Origin of the sequence: Micromonospora sp. NPDC005254, assembly GCF_042872525.1 — a bacterium.
Classification (GTDB): domain Bacteria; phylum Actinomycetota; class Actinomycetes; order Mycobacteriales; family Micromonosporaceae; genus Micromonospora.
On record NZ_JBIAKM010000008.1, the window covers coordinates 117,847 to 135,345 of the forward strand.

Below are 17,499 nucleotides of genomic sequence, written 5' to 3' on the forward strand. Positions count from 1 at the left end.
GCGGGTGACCAGGCGTCGTCCCTACGCGCCCGACGTGAGGGACATGCCCTTGCGATCCGCGGCGAGCGGGACGGTGAGGGTGAGCAGGGTGCCGTCGCGCTCCGTTGAGCTGGACCGGTTCAGCCGGCGCAGCGTCCGCAGCATCGGCGCGTTGTCCATCTGCACGTGCAGCACCAGGGCCGCGTAGCCGGCGTCGTCGGCGTGCCGGACCAGCCGGCGCAGCAGCGCCGAGCCCAGGCCGCGGCGCTGCCAGTCGTCGCGCACCAGCAACGCCACCTCGGCCTCGTCGCCCTCGCCAACCAGGTTCGCCATCGCGACCAGCGCGCCGTCCCCGTCGGTGGTCGTGGCGACCAGGGTGAGCCCTCGGCTCGGCTCCAGCAGGCGGTGCAGCCGGGCCGGCTGCGGCAGTGCCGCACCACCCAGGTAGCGCCGCTGCCGGCTGCGCGGCGAGCAGCCCTCGTGCAGCTCCAGGACGCTCGGCAGGTCATCGACGCAGGCGGGACGCGCGATCAGCTCGGCCCCGTCGGGCAGCACCAGGGTGACCTGTTCGGCGGCCCGACGGGTCACGGTGGCGGCCACCTCGACCAGGGCCTGTGCCCGGGCGTACTCCGCCGGGGTGAAGGCGGGCGCGGCCCGGCGCAACGCGAACGAGCCGCCCGCCGGGTCGGCCAGCAGCATGGTGGTGGCGGTGCTGCCCCGGTCCACGCCGGTCGACGCCGGCCGCCAGCTGACCGAGTCCGCGCCGAGCAGGGTCCGCAGCGCCTCACCCGCCGCGTCCGGGTCACGCACCAGCCGGTTGGACAGCCCAAGGACGCGGGTCGGCTGGTCGGCCAGGCCGCGCGCCTCGCTGCGAGCCACCCAGCAGTCCCGCCCACGACCCCGCTCGACGGCCGCGACCAACTCGGCCTCGTCGAGCGCGTCCGGAGCGTCGACCAGGAAGTCGTCCACTGCGCCCTGCTCGGTGGGCTGTACCTGCACGGTGAGGATGTTGACCCCACGCAGCGCGAGGCTCGCCGTGAGAACCGACAGGTAACCCGGTCGGTCGTCCACGGTGGCCCGGATCCGCCACAACGTCATGGTTGGCTCCCTTCCCCACGTCAGAGCCTCGCCCCCGGCTGTTGCGGCCCGGTTGCCCGGCCGTGTCGGCCCGGGAACTCCCGGGGCCGCTCAGGGGCCGGCGACGACCGGTGGTGCGCCGACCAGGTCCAGTCGGTCGCCGAGAATCACCGCGCTGGCGCGGACGAGCTGGGTGAGCCGGTCGACCTCCGTGCTGTGGAAACCCGCAGCGCTGAGGGTGTCGCTGTGCTCGCGGGCCACCACCAGCACCAGGCCGGCCCGACCGAACGGGGCGATCGCGTGGTGGGTGCCGTCGGGCGTGGTCATCGAGCGGCCGCGTAGCGGGGTCACCTCGGGCAACCGCAGGGGTACGGGAGCACGCCAGCTCGCGTGGCCCACGGTGGCGCCACCGCCCCCGGTGCGCGACGCCCAGTCCACCGGAACCACCGCGGCGACCGCCCAGTCGGCCGCCAGCAGCCCCGGCACCGCGTCGACCAGGGTCGCCAGCCCGTCGGCCGGGTTGGCCGCGACCTGCGCCAGCAGCTCCGCGTCCTGGCCGGTGGTGGTGGGCGCGCCGATCGCCCGCCACACGCCGTCCACCCGTACGCCCGGAATCGCCGCGAGGCCGGCCAGCAGACGCTCGACCCGAGCGGCGCCCGGCCACACCACAGTGAAGTCGTCCACCGCGCGCCCGCCGAGACGTTCGAGGACCACCACCTGGACGATGTCCGCGCCGGAGACACCCAACGTGCGGGCGACCTGGCCGAGGGTGCCCGGACGGTCCGGCAGGGTGACCCGAACTCGCAGCAACATGTCTGTCCCTCCGCTCGGCGGGCCGGCGACGGCCGGCAGGCTGCTCACAGCCTGAATGTTGACCATTTCGTCCCTGTTGCAGAGGCATGTCCCGAGGGGAAAATCTGACCTTGACAACGTGAGCGGGCTGCCATGAACTAGTCGGATGACCGATCCGGCCGTCAACGCGCTCCGGCCGGGCGTTGTTCCGGCGTCCCCCGCCGGGCTGGACCTCGATCGACTCGCCGGCTATCTGGCGGCGCACCGACCCGAGCTGGCCGTGGGACGGGCGCGGGCCGACCTGATCGCGGGCGGCAAGTCCAACCTCACCTACCTGCTGCGCCTCGGCGACCGGGAGGTCGTGCTGCGCCGGCCGCCGCTGGGGCACGTGCTGGCGACAGCCCACGACATGGCCCGCGAGTTCCGGGTCATCTCGGCGCTGGCGCCGACCGAGGTGCCGGTGCCGGGCGCGCTGCTGCTCTGCACCGACCCCGAGGTGATCGGCGCCCCGTTCTACCTGATGGAGCGGATGCCCGGCGAGGTGTTCCGCACCCGCGCGCAGACCGACCCGCTCGGCGACGAACGACGACGGGCGCTCGCCATGGCGATGATGGACACTCTCGCCGCGCTGCACACCGTCGAGCCGGCCGCCGTCGGGTTGAGCGACTTCGGCCGCCCCGAGGGCTACCTGGCCCGGCAGGTCCGCCGCTGGGCCGGGCAGCTCGACCGCTCGCGCAGCCGCGACCTGCCCGGCATCGACGAGCTGCGTGACCTGCTGGCCGCGACCGCCCCGGAGGGCGCGAACGCCGGCCGGATCGTGCACGGCGACTACCGGCTGGACAACCTTCTCGCCTCGGCCGACCCGGTGGCCGTGCACGCCGTCCTGGACTGGGAGATGGCCACCCTCGGCGACCCCCTCGCCGACCTGGGGCTGCTCCTGACGTACTGGGATGTCCTCGGCGGCAGCGAGACGGCCGAGGGCAACCCGGTGGCCGACGGGCTCGGGCCGCGCGCCGGCTTCCCCACCGGCGCCGAGCTGATCGACCGGTACGCCGGGCGCAGCGACGTGGACGTCGGGCCGCTGCACTGGCACGTGGCGCTGGGCTGTTTCAAGCTCGCGGTGATCTGCGAGGGCATCCACTACCGCCACACGCTCGGGCAGACGCTCGGCGAGGGCTTCGACCGGATCGGCGAGATGGTGGCACCGCTGGTCGCGCACGGGCTGACCGCCGCCAGGGAGCGGTGATGGACTTCTCGTACGACGCCCGGACCGAGGAGCTGCGCGACGAGCTGACCCGGTTCCTCACCGAACACGTCTACCCGGCCGAGGCGGTGCACGCCGAGCAGGTCGCCGCCGGTGACCCGTGGTCGCGTACCCCCGTGCTGGCCGAGCTCAAGGCCGAGGCCCGCAAGCGCGGCCTGTGGAACCTGTTCCTGCCCGACCCGCGCTACGGCGCCGGCCTGACCAACCTGCAGTACGCGCCGCTCGCCGAGCTGACCGGGCGCAGCCCGCACCTGGCGCCGGAGGCGGTCAACTGCGCGGCGCCGGACACCGGCAACATGGAGCTGCTGGCCGAGTTCGGCTCGGAGGCGCAGCAGCAGCGCTGGCTGATGCCGCTGCTGGAGGGCGAGATCCGCTCCGCGTTCTGCATGACCGAGCCGGACGTGGCGTCCTCGGACGCCACCAACATCGCCACCCGGATCGTCCGCGACGGCGACGAGTACGTCATCAACGGCCGCAAGTGGTGGTCGTCCGGCGCGATGGACCCGCGCTGCGAGATCTTCATCGTGATGGGCAAGACCGATCCCGACGCCGATCGGCACCGCCAGCAGAGCATGGTGCTGGTCCCCCGGGACACCCCCGGGGTGCACGTCCGCCGGGGCATGACCGTCTTCGGCTACACCGACGGCTCACACGGCGGGCACGCCGAGATCGACTTCACCGACGTCCGGGTGCCGGCGGAGAACCTGATCGGCGCCGAGGGCAGCGGCTTCGCCATCGCCCAGGCGCGACTGGGCCCGGGCCGGATCCACCACTGCATGCGATTGATCGGAATGGCTGAGCGGGCATTGGAGCTGCTCTGCAAGCGGGCGCTCGAGCGGGTCGCGTTCGGCCGGCCGCTCGCCGAGCAGGGCGTGGTCCGGGAGTGGATCGCCGAGTCCCGGGTGCGCATCGAGCAGGCCCGCCTGCTGGTGCTCAAGACGGCCTGGTTGATGGACACCGTCGGCAACAAGGGCGCCCACACCGAGATCCAGGCCATCAAGATCGGCACGCCGGCGATGGCGGAGTGGGTGATCGACAAGGCCATCCAGGGGTACGGCGGCGCCGGCGTCAGCCAGGACACCCCGCTGGCCGCCCTCTGGGCGCAGACCCGCACCCTGCGCCTCGCCGACGGCCCCGACGAGGTGCACCGCAACTCCCTCGCCAAGCGCGAACTCCGCCGCTGGGCCTGACCCCCGCCGCTCAGGCGGAGGCTCGGTGCACCAGTTGGGTGTCCAGGAGGATGTGCGGGGCGGGTAGGTCGTCACCGCGGATGCGGGCCACCAGCAGGCGGGCCATCTGTCGGCCCATCTCCTCCACCGGCTGGAAGACCGTGGTCAGCGGCGGCTCCGCCTGTTGGGCGATCGTCGCGTCGTCGAAGCCGATCACCGCGACGTCCTCGGGGACACGCCGGCCGGCCTCGCGCAGGGTACGCAGCGCACCGAACGCCATCAGGTCGGACGCCACGAAGACCGCGTCCAGATCCGGGCAGGAGTCCAGTAGCCGGCGCATGGCGGCCGCGCCGCTGCCCTCGCTGAAGTCGCCGTACGCGATCAGGTCGGGGTTGACGCCGCCCCCGGTGGCCTTGACCGCCTCGGTGTAGCCGGCCAGGCGGGCCAGGCCCGCGCCCATGTCCTGCGGGCCGGCGATGGTGCCGATGCGTCGACGCCCCTGCCCGGTCAGGTATTCCACCGCCTGTCGGGCCCCGCCAACGTTGTCCACGTCGACGAACCAGGCCGGCTGGGCGCCGGGTTGCAGCATCCGGGCGGGCCGACCGCCGAGCACGGCGGGCAGGCCGCGCTCCTCCAGCAGGGTCGGCAGCGGGTCGGAGTCGTGCAACGACAGCAGCAGTACGCCGTCGACGTGCTGGTTGGTCAGGTGGTGCTCGACCCGCTCCCGCTCGACCGGCGACTGGGCCATGGCCAGCCAGAGCTGCATCGGTGTCTCGAGCAGCGCGGAGCTGATGCCCCGCACGATCGAGGCGAAGAACGGCTCGGTGAAGACCCGCTCGCCGGACTCGGACACCACCAGGGCGACGGAGTCGGTGCGCTGGGTGACGAGCGCGCGGGCCGCCCGGTTCGGCACGTACCCCAGCTCGGCGATGGCCTGCTGGACCGCGGCCCGGGCCTCCGGGCTGACCTGGGGCGAGCCGTTGACCACGCGGGAGACCGTGCCTCGACCCACGCCGGCGCGCGCCGCGACCGCGTCGAGGGTCGGGCGCCCGAGCGACCGGGTGCGCTGCGTTGTCATCGTCTGCTCCTCCGACGGCGGGCGGGCCCGGCGCCACCCGAGAAAGGTGGACACCGGGACCGCCCTGATGGCTGGCCCGAGCCTATTGTGCGGCCAGACCGTTGCGTCGGATCACCGAGGCGTACCACCTGGCGCTGGACTTGGGGATGCGAAGCTGGCTGTCGTAGTCGACGTGGATCATGCCGAAGCGCTTCGTGTAACCCCAGGCCCACTCGAAATTATCCATCAGTGACCAGGCAAAGTATCCCCGCAGGGGCACGCCCGCGTTGATCGCCTCGTGGCAGGCGCGCAGGTGGGCGTCGAAGTAGGCCAGCCGGTCCGGGTCGTCGACCTGCCCGTCGACGACCGCGTCGACGAACGCGGAGCCGTTCTCGGTGACGTACAGGGGCAGGTCGGTGTACTCCTCGTGCACCCGCCGCAGCGTCTCGACCAGGCCCGGGGCGTCAATCTCCCAGTCCATGTCGGTGACCGGGACGCCCCGGGTGACGAAGCGGACGTCCTCGCTGCCCGGCCAGCAGGACGGTTCCCGCCAGTACGGCTCGGGCTCGGCGCCCTCGACCGGCGCGGCGACCACGTGCCGGCTGTAGTAGTTGATCCCGACCAGGTCCAGCGGCGTGGCGATGGTCGCCAGGTCGCCGTCGCGGACGTGGTCGAAGTCGGTCACCGTGCGCAGGTCGGCCACCAGGTCCGCCGGGTACGACCCGCGCAGCAGGGGGTCGAGGAAGAAGCGGTTGGCCAGCCCGTCGATCCGCCGGGCCGCGTCGATGTCGGCGGGGGTGTCGCTGGCCGGGTTGACCGGGTACAGGTTGACGGTCACGCCCACCTCGGCGGTGGGTCGGGCGGCCCGCAGCGCCTGCACGGCCAGGCCGTGCCCGAGCATCAGGTGGTGCCCGGCGCGGACCGCGTCCGCGCCGTTCGACCGGCCCGGGGCGTGCACTCCGGAGCCGTACCCGAGGAACGCCGAGCACCAGGGCTCGTTCAGCGTCGTCCAGTAGCGCACCCGGTCGCCGAGCGCGTCGGCCACGAGCGTGGTGTAGTCGGCGAAGCGCGCCGCGGTGTCCCGCGACGGCCAGCCGCCGGCGTCCTCCAGCTCCTGCGGCAGGTCCCAGTGGTAGAGGGTGAGCCATGGCTCGATGTCGTGGGCCAGCAGATCGTCGACCAGCCGACGGTAGAAGTCCAGACCCTGTGGGTTGGCCGCGCCCGAGCCGCCGGGCTGCACCCGGGGCCAGGAGACCGAGAAACGGTACGACCTCAGGCCCAGCTCGGCCATCAGGGCGACGTCGTCACGGACCCGGTGGTAGTGGTCGCAGGCCACGTCACCGGTGTGTCCGTTGACCACCAGGCCCTCGGTGTGGCTGAAGGTGTCCCAGATCGACGGGGTGCGGCCGCCCTCGGCCGCCGCCCCCTCGATCTGGTAAGCCGCGGTCGCGGCGCCCCACAGGAAGCCGGGTGGGAAGGTCAGCCCGGGGCGCTCGTCGAGGACGTCGACGGCGGGTGGGCTGGCGGGGTTGCTCACGACTTGACGGCACCTTCCATGATCCCGCCAATGATCTGGCGGCCGAACAGAACGAACACGATGAACAACGGAAGGGTCGCAATGAGCGTACCCGCGAAGATCTGAGAATTGTCCGCGAAGTACGCGGTGTTCAGACTGCGCAGTGAGATCTGCACGGTCGGATTGGCCGGGTCGGCGAGCACCACGAATGGCCAGAAGAACTGGTTCCACTGCTCCATGAAGGTGAGCAGCCCGAGCACGGCCGCGGCGGGTCGCAGCGCCGGCACCACCACGTGCCAGTAGACCCGCCAGGTGGAGCAGCCGTCGACCCGGGCCGCCTCGATCAGCTCGTTGGGCACCGCCTGCTCGGCGTACTGGCGCATCATGAAGATGCCGAAACCGCCGATCAGGAACGGCACGGTCACCGACGGCATGGTGTTCAGCCATTCCAGTTTCGCCATCAGGATGTACAGCGGCAGCACGCCGAGCTGGATGGGAATCATCATTGAGGCCAGGATGATCAGCAACAGCGCGTTCTTGCCGCGGAAGCGCAGTTTCGCGAACGCGAATCCGGCGAGCGAGCCGAAGAACACGGTCGCCACCGTGATCGTGCCCGACACCAGGAACGAGTTCATCAGGCCCTTGACGATGTTCGCGTCGCCGTTGTCGAGCACCCGCTGGATGTTCTCGCCCAGCTTGCCGCCGGGCAGGAAGGGCGGCGGCCAGGAGTTCGCGGCGTCGCTGGTCCGCGAGGCGATGACGATCATCCAGTAGAACGGGAAGAGCGACAGGATCACGCCGAGGACGAGCCCGAACCAGGTCAGTGGGCTGGCCGTCCAGAGCTTCTCCGCCCGGTGGCGGATGCCGGTGCGCCCGGCCGGTGGCCGGACCGCCGGCGGTCGCAGAGTGGTACTGGTCATGGGTGGGCCACCCTCACTTGTCGGAGCTGATTCGGCGGGCCAGCAGGTAGTTGAGGAACGAGACGGACGCGATCAGCAGGAAGAGCACCAGGGCGACGGCACCCGCGTACCCCCACCGGAACCGCTGGTTCATGACGTCCAGCAGGTACATCGTGATCGTCTGGAACTGACCCTCCGTGCCGCCGGAGAGCGCGCCCGAGCCGCTGGTGAACATCAGCGGCTCGGTGAAGAGCTGCAGACCGCCGATGGTCGAGATGATCAGCGTGAAGATGATGGTGGGACGCAGCTGGGGGATGGTGATCGACCAGAACTGCCGGCGCTGGGAGGCGCCGTCGAGGGCGGCCGCCTCGTACACGTCCTTGTTGATCGACTGCATCGCCGCGAGGTAGATCAGGGCGTTGTAACCCACCCACCGCCAGTCGACCATCGTGGCGATGGCGAACCAGGAGGCGAAGCGGTTGGCCCGCCAGTCGATGGGGCCGACGCCGACCAGGTCGAGCAGCCAGTTCATCAGGCCGAACTCGCGGGCGTAGATCATCGAGAAGATGAGCGCCACCACGGCGGTCGAGGTGATGATCGGCATCGCGATGGCCAGCCGGAAGAACATCTGACCGCGGATGCGCCGGTTCAGGGCGTTCGCCAGCAGCAGGGCGATGATCAGCTGCGGGATGGTGGAGAGCGCGAACATCCCGAAGGTGTTCACCACCGCGTTCCAGAACTGCGGATCGTTCGTGAACAACTCGACGAAGTTGTCCAGACCGACGAAGCTGATCGTCGCGTTCATCGGTGACCGGTCGGTCATCGCGATCCAGAACGTGTAGACGATCGGGTAGACGCCGAAGATCGCGAACAGCACGAAGAACGGCAGGACGAAGACGTACGGGGTGAGGCGCAGGTCGAGCCGGTTCAACTGCCGGCGGCGCGTCGGTGAGTGCCGCGGAGCGGGACGCGACCGGCGGGCCGACGCACCCGGTGGCGCGGGGGTCTTCAGGGAGCTCATGAGCGGTCCTTCACACTCGGCGACGCCGTCGTGGGCGCCGCGGCAGGGCGTTCCGACGCGGGTTCACGGGTGGTGCCTGAGCGGCACCACCCGTGAGCGCGTCACAGCCGTTACTTGCCTGCTGCCTGGCCGTTCTTCACCGCGTCCTGCCAAGCGGCGTCGGCGGCCTTGCCCTGCTCGATGCTGCGCAGCGCGTTCTCGACCGCGTCCCGGACCGCCTGGTTCTTCGGGCCGAGGTAGACCGGCTTCAGCTCCTTCGCGCCGGCGGCGAAGATCTTGCCGATCGGCGCGCCGCTGAAGTACTCGTTGGTGGCGGCCAGCACGGCCGGGTCCTCAAGAGCCTGCGGCGACGAGGGCAGGTTGCCGACCTTCTTGAACGCCTCGGTCTGGCTCTTGGCGCTGGTCAGGAACTTGGCCAGCTCGGCGGCTTCCTTCTGGTGCTTGCTGGCCTTCGGCACGGCCAGCCAGGAACCGCCCCAGTTGCCGCCGTTGCCCGGCGCCTTGGCCACGTCCCACTTGCCGGCCGCCGCGTCACCGGCCTGACCCTTGATGACACCGGTCATCCACGCCGGGCAGCCGATGGTGGCGAAGCTGCCGTTCTTGAAACCGGCGTTCCACTCGTTGGAGAAGCTCCGCAGGTTGTTCGACAGACCCGCGCTGATCATCTTGGTGGTCTGCTGGAACGCGGACTGCACGTCCGGGTTCTCGCCGACGACGAGCTTGTTGCTCTTGTCGAAGTAGGTGTAGCCGCTGCCGGCGCCCGCCGTCTGCATCAGCACGATGTTGTAGAAGTTGGTGGCCGAGTCGACGAACTTGTGCTTCTTGTCGGCGGCGGCGAACTTCTGGCCCTGGGCGATGAACGCGTCCCACGTCGGCCAGAGGGCGCCGACCTGCTCGCGGTCGGTCGGCAGGCCGGCGGCCTTGAAGAGGTCGCTGCGGTAGCAGACGGCCATGCCACCGACGTCGGTGCCGAGACCGAGCACCTTGCCGTCCGGCGTGAGGCCACCCTCCCACTTCCAGGGCAGGAAGTTGCTCTTCAGGTCGTTGGCGCCGTGGTCGGCCAGGTTCACGAACTTGTCGGCCTGCGCGAAGAACTGCACGATCGTGCCCTCTTCGAGGGCGACGACGTCGCCGGCGCCCGCGCCGGCGGTGATCTGCTGCGTCAGCCGGGTGTTGTAGTCACCCAGGCCGAGACCCTTGCCGCGCTCCTGGATGGTGACGTTCGGGTGCTCAGTCTGGTACTGCTTGTAAAGATCTTCGTATCCGAAGCCCTGGTCGCCGAAGACGTCGACGACCAGGGTGACCTTGCCGCCGTCCGAATCGGACGACGAGTCGTCGCCGCAGGCGGTCGCCGAGGCGAGTACGGCGACGGACGCGAGCGCGATCGCCGCAAAGCGACGACGTGAGGTGACGCTCATCCTGACCCCTCTCAAGTGGTGAGGCTTGGTGTGTCGTGCGTGGTGGGGGGTGCTGCAGCGCCCCTGCCGCCGCCGGACCGGTGGTCGTGGACGATCTGGGGAGAGCTGTGAAGGAGACTTCCGCCACTCCCCGGGAGCGCTCCCATGAGATTGCCGGGGCGCTACCAGGGTGTCAATAGACCAATGGGAGCGTTCCCAGATCGTTACCGCCCTGTTTCAGACCGGCACCGCTAGTGACGGACGTCGACCCGTACGCCAGGCGGGGTCAGCAGAAGCGACGCAGCAGTGTGGTGGCGACGGTGGGGTCGAAGAACGTCGGATCGAAGCCCTCACCGACCCAGCCCCGCAGCACGGCCCGCTCCGGATGGGTCGGATCGGCCAGGGCCGCGAGCAGCGCCTGGTAGCCCGACGGCCCACCGATGCCCTCCGGGGGGCAGGCCCGCTGGCCGTCCAGGCAGACCGGGTACCGCTCGTCCTGATCGGCGGTCAGCGCGTCCTCGACGACGAGGTCGTGCTCCCACCAGTCACCGAAGTCGTACGTGTAGGAGAACCTGCTGCCCTTGCCGAGGACCGCGTCCAGCCGGACGTCCAGCTCGTCGTGCAGCGCCAGGCCCCCGTCCGGGTCCGGTTCGCCGTACGCCACCGCGTCGATCTCGAACGAGTGCAGGTGGCAGTCCCGCCAGCCCATCGCGTGCTGGGCGACCCGGTGCAGCCGGTCCAGCGTGTAGCCGGCCGGAACGAGCACCCGGCGCCACACCGGCGGACGTACGCCGGCGAGGGACATCTTCAACTGGAAGATCTGACGCGGCATGCTGTCCTGTCCTTGAGCGGCTTAGGCTGCGAGCATGATCTGCCGAGCGTGCCGGGCCCGGCGGCACGATGACTGCCCGGGCCGGAACTGGTGCGACTGCCAGCACCGTACCGCCGAACCGACCCCTCCGGTCACCGGTCCGGCCGGCGAATGACGGTCGGAATCCCGATCCGGCGACTCTGGCCCGAGCCGTCCACCCAGCCGCTCGACGACGCCACGCTTACCGCGCTCTACCAGCGCGCGGACCAGCCCCGGCTGCGGGTGAACTTCGTCGCCAGCCTGGACGGCGCGGTCAGTGTGGACGGCTACTCCGCCGGCCTGTCCGGCGAGCCGGACAAGCGGGTCTTCGGCCTGCTGCGGATGGTCTGCGACGCCCTGGTGGTGGCCGCCGGCACCCTGCGACACGAGGGTTACCGCGCGGTCCGACTCGACGATCCGCGACGCGCCTGGCGTCGGGCGAACGGGCTGGCCGCGTACCCGACGCTGGTGGTCGTGTCCGGCTCCCTCGACCTGGACCCGGCGCAGGCGGCCTTCGCCGACGCCCCGGTCCGGCCGATCGTGCTCACCCGCGCCGATGCCGACCCGCCGCCCGGCCTGACCGACGTCGCCGACCTGCTGCGCTGCGGGACCGACCGGGTCGACCTCGCCGCCAGCCTGGCCGAGCTGCACCGGCGCGGGCTGACCCAACTGCTCTGCGAGGGCGGCCCGCACCTGCTCGGCGCGCTCACCGCCGCCGACCTGGTGGACGAGCTGTGCCTCACCGTCGCGCCGCTGCTCGCCGGCCCCGGCGCGGGCCGGATCACCGCCGGCGACGCCAGCGCGCCCCGGCACCTGCCGCTGCGGCACGTGCTCGCCGCCGACGACGGCGTCCTCATGCTCCGCCACGCCCGCCCGTGACGAACCGTCACCCGGTCACACACCGAGCGTCGCGAGTGTGACCGGGCATCGTGTCCTCCGCCGCGTCGCGTGGCGACCTGTCGTACTCCTCGGGCAGGATGCAGGGCATGTGCCCCGACCGCGTTGCCCGACCGACCCACCCCGCCCGATGAGCGACGCCGACCACGACGGCCTGGCCGGCCCGGGCCAGCCGGTCGGCCGGGTGCTCGGCACCGCCGACGCGACCCCGTTGCAGTTCTGGACGGCCGTGGCGCCCGGCAGTTACCTCCAGCTCGACGACGTGGTGGTCACCCGCCGCGAGCTGCCCGACCGCGAGCCGGTGACGATCGCCGGGGTGGTCACCCAGGTCCGGGCCCGGCACGAGGGCGCCCAGTTCGACTCCGACGTGTTCGCCATCGCCGACGGCACACTGCCGGCCCAGGTGCAGGAGGCGGCCGAGGTGACCACCACCCGGGTCGACCCGGAGTTCTACGTGCCGCCGACCCCGGGGGCGGTGGTGCACCGGGCCGAGGGCGACGCACGGGCTCGGGCGCTGCACTTCGACCGGATGGAGCGGCGCATCCCGATGGGCATGGGTCGCGACGGGGTGCCGGTCTACCTGAACGCCGACTTCCTCGACGGCAGCCGGGGCGCGCACGTCTCCATCTCGGGCATCTCCGGGGTGGCCACCAAGACGAGCTTCGCCACCTTCCTGCTCTACTCGGTCTTCCGCTCCGGCGTCCTGGGCGGCGACGCGGTCAACGCCAAGGCGCTGATCTTCAACGTCAAGGGCGAGGACCTGCTGTTCCTCGACCACCCCAACACGCGCCTCGACGAGCCGACCCGGGCGGCGTACGCGAAGCTGGGCCTGAGCGCCGGCGCCTTCCCGGACGTGCGGGTGTACGCCCCGCCCCGGGTCGGCGACGCGGCCGGAACCCCGGACGTGAGCAGCCGGCTCACCGGCGTGGACGCCTTCTACTGGACGCTGAGCGAGTTCTGTGCCGACCGCCTGCTGCCGTACGTCTTCGCCGACGCCGACGACGAGCGCCAGCAGTACACGATGGTCGTGCACTCGGTCACCGCGCACCTGGCCCGCTACGCCCAGCCCGCCGACGGTGGGGTGAGCATCGACGGGGTCCGGCTCGGCTCCTACGGCGACCTCGTCGACCACATCGTCGAGGCGCTCAACGACGACGAGACCCGCTCCGACTGGGCGGGCAGCGCGGTCGGCCTGGGCACCGTCAACGCGTTCGCCCGCCGGTTGATCGGCAGCAAGAAGGATCTCGCCCGGCTGATCCGTGGCGACCTGGCGACCCGTCGCCCGCACTCGATCAACACGAGCGAGTCGGCGCAGGTGACAGTGGTCGACCTGCACAACCTTCCGGACCGGGCCCAGCGCTTCGTCGTCGGCGTGACGCTCAAGAGCGAGTTCGAGCGCAAGGAGAAGTCCGGCACCGCCAAGCCGTTGCTGTTCGTCGTCCTCGACGAGCTCAACAAGTACGCGCCCCGGGAGGGCTCCTCCCCCATCAAGGAGGTGCTGCTCGACATCGCCGAGCGGGGGCGGTCGCTCGGGGTCATCCTGATCGGCGCCCAGCAGACGGCGAGCGAGGTGGAGCGGCGCATCGTCACCAACTCGGCGATCCGGGTGGTCGGCCGGCTCGATCCGGCCGAGGCGTCCCGCCCGGAGTACGGTTTCCTGCCGCCCGCACAGCGGCAGCGGGCGCTGCTCGCCAAGCCGGGCACCATGTTCGTCAACCAGCCGGACATCCCGGTGCCGCTCTGCCTGGAGTTCCCGTTCCCGGCGTGGGCGACCCGGGTCTCCGAGGCGGGCCGCGCCCCCTCGGAGACGCTGCGCTCGATCACCCAGTCCGCCGACCCGTTCGCCGTGGTGGGCTCCGGCGGCGGCACCGACGACGACATCCCGTTCTAGGCAGGGGCCGGTGCAACTGTGAAGATCCTGCACACCTCCGACTGGCACGTGGGCAAGGTGCTCAAGGGGCAGTCCCGGGCCGAGGAGCACAAGGCCGTCCTCGCCGGGGTGATCGACATCGCCCGTGCCGAGAAGCCGGATCTGGTGATCGTCGCCGGTGACCTCTACGACACGGCCGCGCCGACGTCGGAGGCGACCCGGCTGGTCACCCGGGCGCTGACCGCGCTGCGTCGGACCGGCGCGGACGTGGTCGCGATCGGTGGCAACCACGACAACGGTCCGGCGCTGGACGCGCTGCGGCCGTGGGCCGAGGCCGCCGGCATCACGCTGCGCGGGGGCGTCCGTGAGAACCCGGCCGAGCACGTGATCGACGGCACCACGGCCGGCGGGGAGCGGTGGCAGCTGGCCGCGCTGCCGTTTCTGTCCCAGCGGTACGCGATCCGCGCGCTGGAGATGTACGAGCTGACCGCCGCGGAGGCCAACCAGACGTACGCCGACCACCTGGGCCGTGTGCTGGGCCGCCTCACCGAGGGCTTCGCCGAGCCGGACCGGGTGCACCTGGTCACCGCGCACCTGACGGTGACCGGCGCGGCGGCCGGCGGCGGTGAGCGGGACGCGCACACGGTGCTCGGCTACGCGGTGCCGGCCACCGTCTTCCCCGCGAGCGCGCACTACGTGGCGCTGGGCCACCTGCACCGGGCGCAGCGCGTCGAGGGCCCGTGCCCGGTGCGCTACAGCGGCAGCCCGCTCGCCGTCGACTTCGGCGAGCAGGAGAACGTGCCCTCGGTGACGGTGGTCGAGGTGACCGCCAGCACGGCCGCCCGGGTACGCGAGGTGCCGGTGACCGCCGCGAGCGCGCTGCGGACGGTGCGCGGCACCCTGGCCCAGCTCGCCGAGATCGAGGCGCCGGACGCCTGGCTGCGGGTGTTCGTTCGGGAGCAGCCCCGCGCCGGCCTGCGCGAGGAAATCCAGGAGCTGCTGCCCCGGGCGCTGGAGATCCGGATCGACCCGGAGCTGCTCGCCGCGCCGGGCAGCGGCGCGCGGATCGCGCAGCGGTCCGGGCGTTCGCCACGGGAGCTGTTCGCCGACTACCTGGACAGCCGGGGCCACGCCGACGAGGGCGTGCGGGAACTCTTCGACGAGCTCTTCGAGGAGGTCGAGCACTGATGCGGCCGATGCGGTTGGACATGGCCGGCTTCACGGTCTTCCGGGACGAGACGACGGTCGACTTCACCGACGCCGACTTCTTCGCGCTGATCGGCCCCACCGGCTCGGGCAAGTCCACCGTGCTGGACGCCATCTGCTTCGCGCTCTACGGCACGGTGCCCCGCTGGGGTGGCGCCCGCGGGCTGGCCAACGCGCTGGCGCCGTCGGCGACCGAGGCCCGGGTGCGGCTGGTCTTCGAGTCCGGCGGCGCCCGGTACGTGGCGACCCGGGTGGTGCGCCGGGACGGCCGGGGCAACGTGAAGACCGCGAACGCCGGGCTGCAGGTGATGCCGGCCGGCTTCGACGTGACCAAACTCGACACCGGGTTGAGCCCGGACGACCTCGGCGAGGTGATCGCCGGGACGCCCGCCGAGATGGAACAGGCGGTGCTGGAGGCGGTCGGGCTGCCGTACGAGCAGTTCACCAGCTGCGTGGTGCTGCCGCAGGGCCAGTTCGCCGATTTCCTGCACGCCAAGCCGGCGACCCGGCAGCAGATCCTGGTCAACCTGCTCGGCCTCGGCGTCTACGAGGACGTGCAGAAGCGGGCGACGGCGCGCGCCGCGCAGGCGGAAGCCCGGCTGGACGCGGTCGATCAGGTGCTCGCCGGTCTGACGGGGGTGGACGACGAGGCGTTGGCCGAGGCCGACGCCCGGGTGGGCCGGATGGCCGAGCTGGCCGACGCGGTGACCGGGGCCATGCCGGAGCTGGCGGCGGCCCGGGCACGGGCGCGGGACGCGGCGGCTGCCCTGACCGCGCTCGACGACGAGCTGGGCGTGCTGTCCGGAGTGCGTGCCCCGCACGGGGTGGCCGAGGTGGCCCGCGCGGTGAGCGCGGCGCGGGCCGAGGCCGACGCCGCGGCCACGGCGGTGTCGCTGGCCGAGGAGCGGGAGGAGAAGCTGCGCGGTGAGCTGGCCGGCGCCGGTGACGAGAGCGCGCTGCGGTTGCTGCTGCGGGCGTACGACGATCGGGATCGGCTGACCGGCGAGGCCGACACGGTCCGCGCGGCGGTGCGCGCGGCGGACGAGGAGCACGCCACGGCTGTCGCGGCGCTGGCCGCCGCCCGCGCGGACGCCGAGCGGGCCGACGCCGAGTTGGAGGCGGCCTTCCGGGCGCACGAGGAGGCGAAGGCCACCGACCTGGCGGTCAGCCTGCGAGTGCACCTGCATCCCGGTGCGGCCTGCCCGGTGTGCGAGCACCCGGTGGCCGAGGTGCCGGCGGTTCCGGCCGACTCGGCGGTGGCCGCCGCGACGGCCGCCGGCAAGGCGGCGCGGGCCGCCACCAAGGCGGCGCAGGCGGTGGTGCAGCAGCGGGACGCGGCGGCGCGTGACCTGGAGCGGCTGCTGGTGCAGGCCCGCGCCCGGCAGGAGCAGGTGGACGCCCGGCTGGCCGAGCTGGACGGGCAGCTCACCGGAGCGGCCGAGCCGGGGGTGCTGCGCCGGGAGTTGGCCGAGCACGCCCGGCTGCGACGCGCCCTGGAGGAGGCGGCGACCGCCGTGCGGGCCGGCCGGGACAGCGCCCGACAGGCGCGCGCGGGTGTGGACGCGGCCGAGGAGCGCCTGCGGTCGGCGTGGCGGGGCTTCGACACGGCCCGCGACGCTCTGGCGCGGTTCGGTCCGCCGGCGGCTGATCGCGACGACGTGGCGGCCTCGTGGGCGGTGCTGACCGACTGGGCGGCGGCCGAGGCCGAGCGCCGCCGCGCCGACCGGGCCGGCCGGGCCACCGTCGTCGCCGACGCCGAGGCGGCGGCCGACGCGGTGCAGCGGCAGATCGCCGACCGCTTCGCCGCCGCCGACGTGCCCGTCGGCGAGGACCCGGTGCACGCCGCGACGGTGGCCGTGGAGCGGGCCGAGGCCGACCGGCGCCGGCTGGCCGAGCGCCGCGAGCAGGCCGGCACGTTGCGCGAGCAGCGGGCCGGGCACGAGCGCGAGGCGCAGGTGGCACGGGCCCTCGCGGGGCACCTGCGGGCCAACAACTTCGAGCGGTGGCTGCTGGCGGAGGCGTTGGACCTGCTGGTCGACGGCGCGTCGGGGATCCTGCGGGAGCTGTCCTCGGGCCAGTACGAGCTGGTGCACGACAAGGGCGAGTTCTTCGTGGTCGACCACCACGACGCGGGGCTGCGCCGGGGGGTGCGCACCCTCTCCGGTGGCGAGACGTTCCAGGCGTCGCTGGCGTTGGCGCTGGCGCTCTCCGAACAGCTGGCCGGCATGTCGACGACCGCGGCGAGTCTGGAGTCGATCGTCCTGGACGAGGGTTTCGGCACGCTGGACGCGGCCACGCTGGACACGGTGGCCGCGACCCTGGAGAACCTGGCCGCCCGGGGTGACCGGATGGTCGGCGTGGTCACCCATGTCGCGGCGCTGGCCGAGCGGATCCCGGTCCGCTTCGAGGTGCGCAAGGATGCCCGCTCGGCGCGCGTCGAACGGACGGGCCGGTGAGCGCGAGGAGTGCGGCGCAGCGGAGCCCCGCAGTCGCGAACGGAAGGTC

At 72.4% G+C, this 17,499-nt stretch carries 14 protein-coding genes; 6 read left to right on the forward strand and 8 right to left on the reverse strand.

Translation table 11 applies throughout. The annotated features are described in order from the left end of the window. Window positions 1–21: 21 nt before the first annotated feature. On the reverse strand, window positions 22–1,077 hold the full coding sequence (locus ACFYPR_RS23845; RefSeq protein ID WP_387262569.1) for a GNAT family N-acetyltransferase: 1,056 nt from the start codon (window positions 1,075–1,077) through the stop codon (window positions 22–24). Window positions 1,078–1,167: 90 nt separating this feature from the next. Beyond that, window positions 1,168–1,869 (reverse strand): amino acid-binding protein, encoded by a 702-nt coding sequence (locus ACFYPR_RS23850; RefSeq protein WP_354860875.1) that lies wholly within the window; start codon window positions 1,867–1,869, stop codon window positions 1,168–1,170. Window positions 1,870–2,014: 145 nt separating this feature from the next. On the opposite strand from ACFYPR_RS23850, the gene ACFYPR_RS23855 reads away from it, so the two are divergent. Then, the gene (locus ACFYPR_RS23855; protein WP_355063910.1) at window positions 2,015–3,094 is read left to right on the forward strand and encodes a phosphotransferase family protein; all 1,080 of its coding nucleotides are present in this window, start codon (window positions 2,015–2,017) and stop codon (window positions 3,092–3,094) included. Further along, entirely contained in the window at window positions 3,094–4,302 is a 1,209-nt protein-coding gene (locus tag ACFYPR_RS23860) for an acyl-CoA dehydrogenase family protein (protein WP_387262572.1), read from the forward strand. Before ACFYPR_RS23855 ends, ACFYPR_RS23860 begins: the two co-directional genes overlap by 1 nt. Before the next feature lie 10 nt (window positions 4,303–4,312). Here ACFYPR_RS23860 and ACFYPR_RS23865 read toward each other — a convergent pair whose 3' ends face one another. The 6 genes from ACFYPR_RS23865 to ACFYPR_RS23890 all read right to left on the reverse strand — a co-directional run bounded on the left by ACFYPR_RS23865 (window position 4,313) and on the right by ACFYPR_RS23890 (window position 11,003). Continuing rightward, window positions 4,313–5,359, reverse strand: coding sequence for a LacI family DNA-binding transcriptional regulator (locus ACFYPR_RS23865; protein WP_363939833.1), 1,047 nt, complete (start codon window positions 5,357–5,359; stop codon window positions 4,313–4,315). Between the two features lie 82 nt (window positions 5,360–5,441). Next, window positions 5,442–6,875 (reverse strand): GH1 family beta-glucosidase, encoded by a 1,434-nt coding sequence (locus ACFYPR_RS23870; protein ID WP_387262576.1) that lies wholly within the window; start codon window positions 6,873–6,875, stop codon window positions 5,442–5,444. Next, the gene (locus ACFYPR_RS23875; protein ID WP_387184078.1) at window positions 6,872–7,774 is read right to left on the reverse strand and encodes a carbohydrate ABC transporter permease; all 903 of its coding nucleotides are present in this window, start codon (window positions 7,772–7,774) and stop codon (window positions 6,872–6,874) included. Before ACFYPR_RS23875 ends, ACFYPR_RS23870 begins: the two co-directional genes overlap by 4 nt. A 13-nt stretch (window positions 7,775–7,787) precedes the next feature. Then, window positions 7,788–8,774: a sugar ABC transporter permease gene (locus tag ACFYPR_RS23880; RefSeq protein ID WP_355063914.1), complete on the reverse strand. Its 987-nt coding sequence runs from the start codon at window positions 8,772–8,774 to the stop codon at window positions 7,788–7,790. Between the two features lie 110 nt (window positions 8,775–8,884). Next, the gene (locus ACFYPR_RS23885; RefSeq protein WP_387184075.1) at window positions 8,885–10,192 is read right to left on the reverse strand and encodes an ABC transporter substrate-binding protein; all 1,308 of its coding nucleotides are present in this window, start codon (window positions 10,190–10,192) and stop codon (window positions 8,885–8,887) included. A gap of 265 nt (window positions 10,193–10,457) precedes the next feature. Continuing rightward, on the reverse strand, window positions 10,458–11,003 hold the full coding sequence (locus ACFYPR_RS23890; protein ID WP_355063917.1) for a plasmid pRiA4b ORF-3 family protein: 546 nt from the start codon (window positions 11,001–11,003) through the stop codon (window positions 10,458–10,460). Window positions 11,004–11,153: 150 nt separating this feature from the next. On the opposite strand from ACFYPR_RS23890, the gene ACFYPR_RS23895 reads away from it, so the two are divergent. From ACFYPR_RS23895 to ACFYPR_RS23910, 4 genes are all read left to right on the forward strand, one after another. Then, complete coding sequence (locus ACFYPR_RS23895) at window positions 11,154–11,900, forward strand: pyrimidine reductase family protein (RefSeq protein ID WP_387184072.1); 747 nt, start codon at window positions 11,154–11,156, stop codon at window positions 11,898–11,900. A gap of 148 nt (window positions 11,901–12,048) precedes the next feature. After that, window positions 12,049–13,809, forward strand: a complete 1,761-nt coding sequence (locus ACFYPR_RS23900; protein ID WP_355063919.1) for an ATP-binding protein — start codon at window positions 12,049–12,051, stop codon at window positions 13,807–13,809. A gap of 18 nt (window positions 13,810–13,827) precedes the next feature. Then, complete coding sequence (locus ACFYPR_RS23905) at window positions 13,828–14,976, forward strand: exonuclease SbcCD subunit D (protein WP_387262579.1); 1,149 nt, start codon at window positions 13,828–13,830, stop codon at window positions 14,974–14,976. Continuing rightward, entirely contained in the window at window positions 14,976–17,450 is a 2,475-nt protein-coding gene (locus tag ACFYPR_RS23910; protein ID WP_355139211.1) for an SMC family ATPase, read from the forward strand. Before ACFYPR_RS23905 ends, ACFYPR_RS23910 begins: the two co-directional genes overlap by 1 nt. Window positions 17,451–17,499 lie beyond the last annotated feature (49 nt).